The sequence below is a fragment of the Gilliamella sp. Lep-s35 genome (genome assembly GCF_009795845.1).
Classification (GTDB): Bacteria; Pseudomonadota; Gammaproteobacteria; order Enterobacterales; family Orbaceae; genus Gilliamella.
On sequence record NZ_WTEX01000049.1, the window covers coordinates 1 to 4,885 of the forward strand.

At 38.0% G+C, this 4,885-nt stretch carries 4 protein-coding genes; all 4 read right to left on the reverse strand.

Annotated features, from left to right (window positions below):
- The coding region (locus GQ590_RS11620) for a hypothetical protein (RefSeq protein WP_160409185.1) at nt 1-470 on the reverse strand (470 nt) is incomplete at its 3' end.
- A gap of 13 nt (nt 471-483) precedes the next feature.
- A complete protein-coding gene (locus GQ590_RS11625; protein WP_160409187.1) occupies nt 484-1,008 on the reverse strand; it encodes a hypothetical protein in 525 nt (174 codons plus the stop codon).
- Between the two features lie 20 nt (nt 1,009-1,028).
- Nucleotides 1,029-1,730 carry a hypothetical protein gene (locus GQ590_RS11630; protein ID WP_160409189.1) on the reverse strand — a complete coding sequence of 234 codons (702 nt, stop codon included), beginning with the start codon at nt 1,728-1,730 and terminating at the stop codon, nt 1,029-1,031.
- Nucleotides 1,731-1,742: 12 nt separating this feature from the next.
- Nucleotides 1,743-4,885, reverse strand: a 3,143-nt coding sequence (locus GQ590_RS11635) for a hypothetical protein (protein WP_160422626.1), incomplete at its 5' end; no start/stop codon positions are given.

The following is a 4,885-nucleotide window of genomic DNA, read 5'->3' on the forward strand; positions in this document are numbered from 1 at the left end:
CCGCCCCCCACCCCGTTAATGGTGTCTTTTGTGCGGTTAATTTTGTCTACCACCACCCGACCAAAACAAAAATTGGTTTCACCAAGTGCAAATTTTACATATTTTCGCCCTAAATCGGTCAGGTCGTAACGGTAAGTCGCTCTGCCGTCAACGTCGCCAGCATACTCTTCGGTAAAAAAACCTATCCCGGCAAAAAGGTGTAAACTACCATTTTTTAATCGATTAAAAACTGCTTCTTGTGTTTCTGGCGAATATGGCAAATCCTGCCCTTGCATATAATAGGTGATATACGGGTACATTGAGGATGTGATATCCCCCACCATCATGCATAGTGCTTTATCACCTGTTTTGTTGTGATTGTCATAAACGTTTTGAATCTTCTCTTTATACGGATAAGTATCGCACCCGGTTAACAGCAAACTACTGAAAGTGAATATTAAAAGTGTGGTTAGACTTGCTTTAGTTGGCATGGTGATTTCCTGTTTAATCTTTTATATAGTGGTGTGACAGTAAGTACGGCGTAAGTTCTTTTACTGGTTTGGGGGTGTTCGGGTCGCTGCTGCTGTTATCGCTTTGGCTTTGGTCGCCACTCTCCTCTTGCTTGCCTTCTGGCCAGTAATTGACCCTAATGGTGACATCATAATTCCCTCTGATTTGACCTAAGCTCCATTTAATTAAATACAGACCAATTTTGGGCGCTTCGGACTTGTTTTTGTCGGATTGTGTGTTATTGGTCGTCGTTGGCATTGGTTGATTATGGGATACTGCCATTAACTGATTCCATAATGACTCTTCTATTGCGGGCTCTGCTTTATTTTTATCCATTTGATAAAGTTCATCTTTACCAACCGCATTATCCGTTCTTGGAGTAAAAAAGCTGGAGGGGGTAATGGTTGAAATGGCTAATGTCTCAAATCCATTTGATATCGCCAACTCCACCGGAGTTCGCTCAGGATAGGTTAACGATTTAATCGTTATTTTTCCTTCAAACACTGATTTTTTCACCATTTAAAACTAACAATGTTTAATCACTTTTCTTTGATTTCTCGATTATAATCCGATGCCCATTTATATGTACCGCTGACACCAGTCATAGTTGTTAATTTTCCATTACTTGACACCTTATAACTGTGAATCCCGGGAAATGGTTCCCCATTAACTTGTTCTTTAAAATATCGAAATCGTTTATATATTTGTGGATCTTTGACCCAGTCCGGCACATTTTCAAGATGATAAGTAAAATAGACATCCCGCACCGTGCCCCCTCCCACCCCGTTAATGGTGTCTTTTGTGCGGGTGATTTTGTCCACCACCACCCGACCAAAACAAAAATTGGTATTACCCAATGCAAATTTTACATATTTTCGCCCTAAATCGGTCAGGTCATAGCGATACGTCGCTCTGCCGTCAACTTCGCCTGTATATTCCTCCGTAAAAAAACCTATCCCAGCAAACAGGTGCAAACTACCATTTTTTAAACGGTTATAAAATGCTTTTCTTCTTTCTTGAGCAAACGGTAGATCTTGTCCCTCTATATAATAGGTGGTATACGGATACATGGATTGTGTCACTCTGCCCACCATCATACATAATGCTTTATCGCCTGTTGGGTTATGGTTATCATAAACATTTTGAATCTTTTCTTTATACGGATAAGTATCGCACCCCGTTAACAGTAAACAGCTGACAGTAAATATTAAAAGTGTGGTTATATTTGTTTTAATTTGCATGGTGTTATCCTGTTAATCTTTTATATAGTGGTAGGACAGTAAGTACGGTGTGCGCTCTTTGGCTTGTTTTGGTGTGTTCGGGTCGCTGCTGCTGTCATCGCTTTGACTTTGGTCGGCATTCTCGTCCTGCTTGCCTTCTGGCCAGTAATTGACCCTGATAGTCACGTCATAATTCCCTCTGATTTGACCTAAGCACCATTTAATTAAATACAACCCAATCTTTGGTGCTTCGGACTCGTTACTTTTGTCTGACTGTGTGTTATTGGTCGTCGTTGGCATGGCTTGATTATGGGATATCGCCATTAACTGATTCCATAATGACTCTTCTTTCGGGGATTCAGCTTTATTTTCATCCATTTGATAAAGTTCATCTTTACCTACCGCATTATCCTTTCTTGGGGTAAAAAAGATGGAAGGGGTAATGGTTGAAATTTCAAGCCATTCTGATCCATCAGATATCGCTAATTCCACCGGAGTTTGATTCGGATTGCTTAACGATTTAATTATCACTGTCCCTTCAAACTCGGATTTTTCTTCATTAAAATCCGGCAAATTCAAGTTCAGTATCAGATCAGATTTACGCCCCAAAGCCCTTGTAATGCCAATGGTTGTGCTGGCTATATCGTCAAGTAAAGAGGTTTCTGATTCTAAAAGACAACGCCCATTTCTGACCGCTAAATAGTAATCCTGATCCGACAGTAACATACATTTTGGTGTCGGTAAGTAATACGGTGGGTATTTGGATTGACGAAAGTCAAAGTTGCCCAGCATACAGCGGTTTAGCCATTTACTGAATTCATCCCAATCATCGCCGTTATCATAGAAGATTACACTGACAATAAGTGCCCCTATCGCGATAATGGCAAACAAAATTTGACCATATAATGGAATAAAACCAAGGCAACCGGCAACACTACAGACAAGCGTCAAGATACTGGTTACCATTAATGCTGTTGAACCGGTATTGCCTTCACCACAACTTAGGCCTGCTTGATACACCCCTATCGCACTGTCTATCGCATTAAGCACACAAGCTGCCTTATTGAGGACTCCTAACGTCCCTTTGAACATTGCCATTCTTGATGTTCGTTGTAAAAATAACGACGGCGTCTTTGCCAGCAAAAGCTTAAATAGCTTTGTCCCATGTAATAATACTTCAATGGTCGTTACACCTATTATCGCATAACTCGTAAATATGCGAAATTTCATTATTGTTCTTAAGTGAGGATCCTTTATATTATCAATCTGCTTATTCAGACCTTTTATATTTTCTAACTGAAAATACAAACTGATACTGCTCAGTACCAGACTTTTTGATGTGTCAAAAACTTCCACGTATTGGTTTTGTCTTGGTATCACGTCTGATAAATATTTCACTTCATCATCATCGAGTGTGATCCCATTGACTTCGATGACATTGGGCGTTATGTTCTTTAACACTTTCTGGGAAGGCCCTCCATTTTTGGTAAAGCCTTTTTCAAATTCGTTTACACGATCCATATCCTCAAACGCCATCAACATATTTATTTCAACCACTTCTTTACCAAAATTCTTATTTTTTCCTTTAAGCGGAATATGCCATTTATCCTTATTCTGCGATTGAATTAAATTAACAATATTCCCTTTATTGGTGGTCATTTGTGTGCTACTAAACAATGGCATCATTTGATGATTCTTCTTCAGATATTGATTTAATCCTTTAATGGTCATTTTTACTTTATATTGACGGATTACTTCCGGCCCTCTAACTTTAAACAGGTTTATTGTATCAATATAATGACTTTGCATTTTAATTTGATTAATTTTGATATTATTTTGCATTGCCCGGTTGGCGCCATCAACACTTGAATTGACAACATGCTCTATCAATCGTTTGGCAACATTAACGTTATCATCAATGCTAATACCTAAAATCGTTTTGGTCGTATTGAAAATGGTTTCTATATTGAGAACAGCATCTGTAAATGTAGGTTGCGCATGATTCTCTAACATATGCAGGCATTGAATCAATGATACTGTTGATTTATCATCCGGGGTTTCTTCACTTTTTAAGGGTTTTTCAGCAAGCAGATAAAAATAGATCGACTCTTCATTATTGAGTAGCATGCCCCAAAATGCGGAATGTTCCGGTAATGTCAAGGTACCTAAACTGGCGCTGTCGATTATCAATAAAAAGGTATAAAAAAAGCTGATATGCCTGTCCGATAAATCCGGCTCAAACTCGATGCGCCAGAATGGCAGCATATTGAATCGGCCAGGTAAGGTCACAGTGCTATTTTTTGCTTTATCGTCTTGTTTGTCTTTTTCGTCCTGATTATCTAACTGAAAGTGGGTTAAGTTTTCACCAAATAACCACATTAAGTAGTTATAATAGTCCTTCGAAGCATTCGCCACAAATTCGGTTAAGGATTCTTTACCCGTTTTTTCTAACGCTTCAAAATTATCTAACGAAGGTTGATTCAGACGCTTTTTACGTTTATCCCAGTCACCATTGAGTATTTTGTCAGCATAACTTTCTTTCGCTTTTTCAAGATTGTAAAAATGAACTACTTTGACACTATCGATATATTTGGACATCCATGTTTTGTTATTCATTTTGTACAGTGCTAGTAACTGTTGTTGTTGCTCCGGAGTTAAGTCATGTTCTTTGTATTCACCTAATCCTCTTTGACCTAAAAGATTTATTTCTAATCCATACAAACTCAAACGACGACAGTACAAATAATTGCAATTAGCGACTTTTTTATTCCAAAAAGTAGACTCGGGCTCCACACCTAATTGTTTTGCTAATAACTCTTCACCAATGACATCAAATACCTGAATTTTATCAATCTCATTATGTTCAGACATTTTTTTTCGATCTGTTGTAAAATAGTTTAGATAATTGTTATAATTTATATATGTACTATGTCTTAGCCTCTTCGATTCATCAATGATCCTATCTATTTCGTCTTCTTTAATACTTGAATCATAATTATCCGCCGAATTATAAAATAAAAACAGATAGCTTTCATTTACATCAGATTTTGCAACCGGTGAGCGTATCAGTTCTTTATACTGCTCGATTTGCTGATATTGACGACGCGCATACGCGATTTCCGGTTCAAAATACTTTATCGGATGACTTTTTATTGATGCTTTCTCTTTTTGAAAAA

Coding starts and splice junctions, on each gene's coding strand:
- GQ590_RS11625 (WP_160409187.1), bottom strand. CDS start 1,008: ATGGTGAAAAAATCAGTGTTTGAAGGAAAAATAACGATTAAATCGTTA.
- GQ590_RS11630 (WP_160409189.1), bottom strand. CDS start 1,730: ATGCAAATTAAAACAAATATAACCACACTTTTAATATTTACTGTCAGC.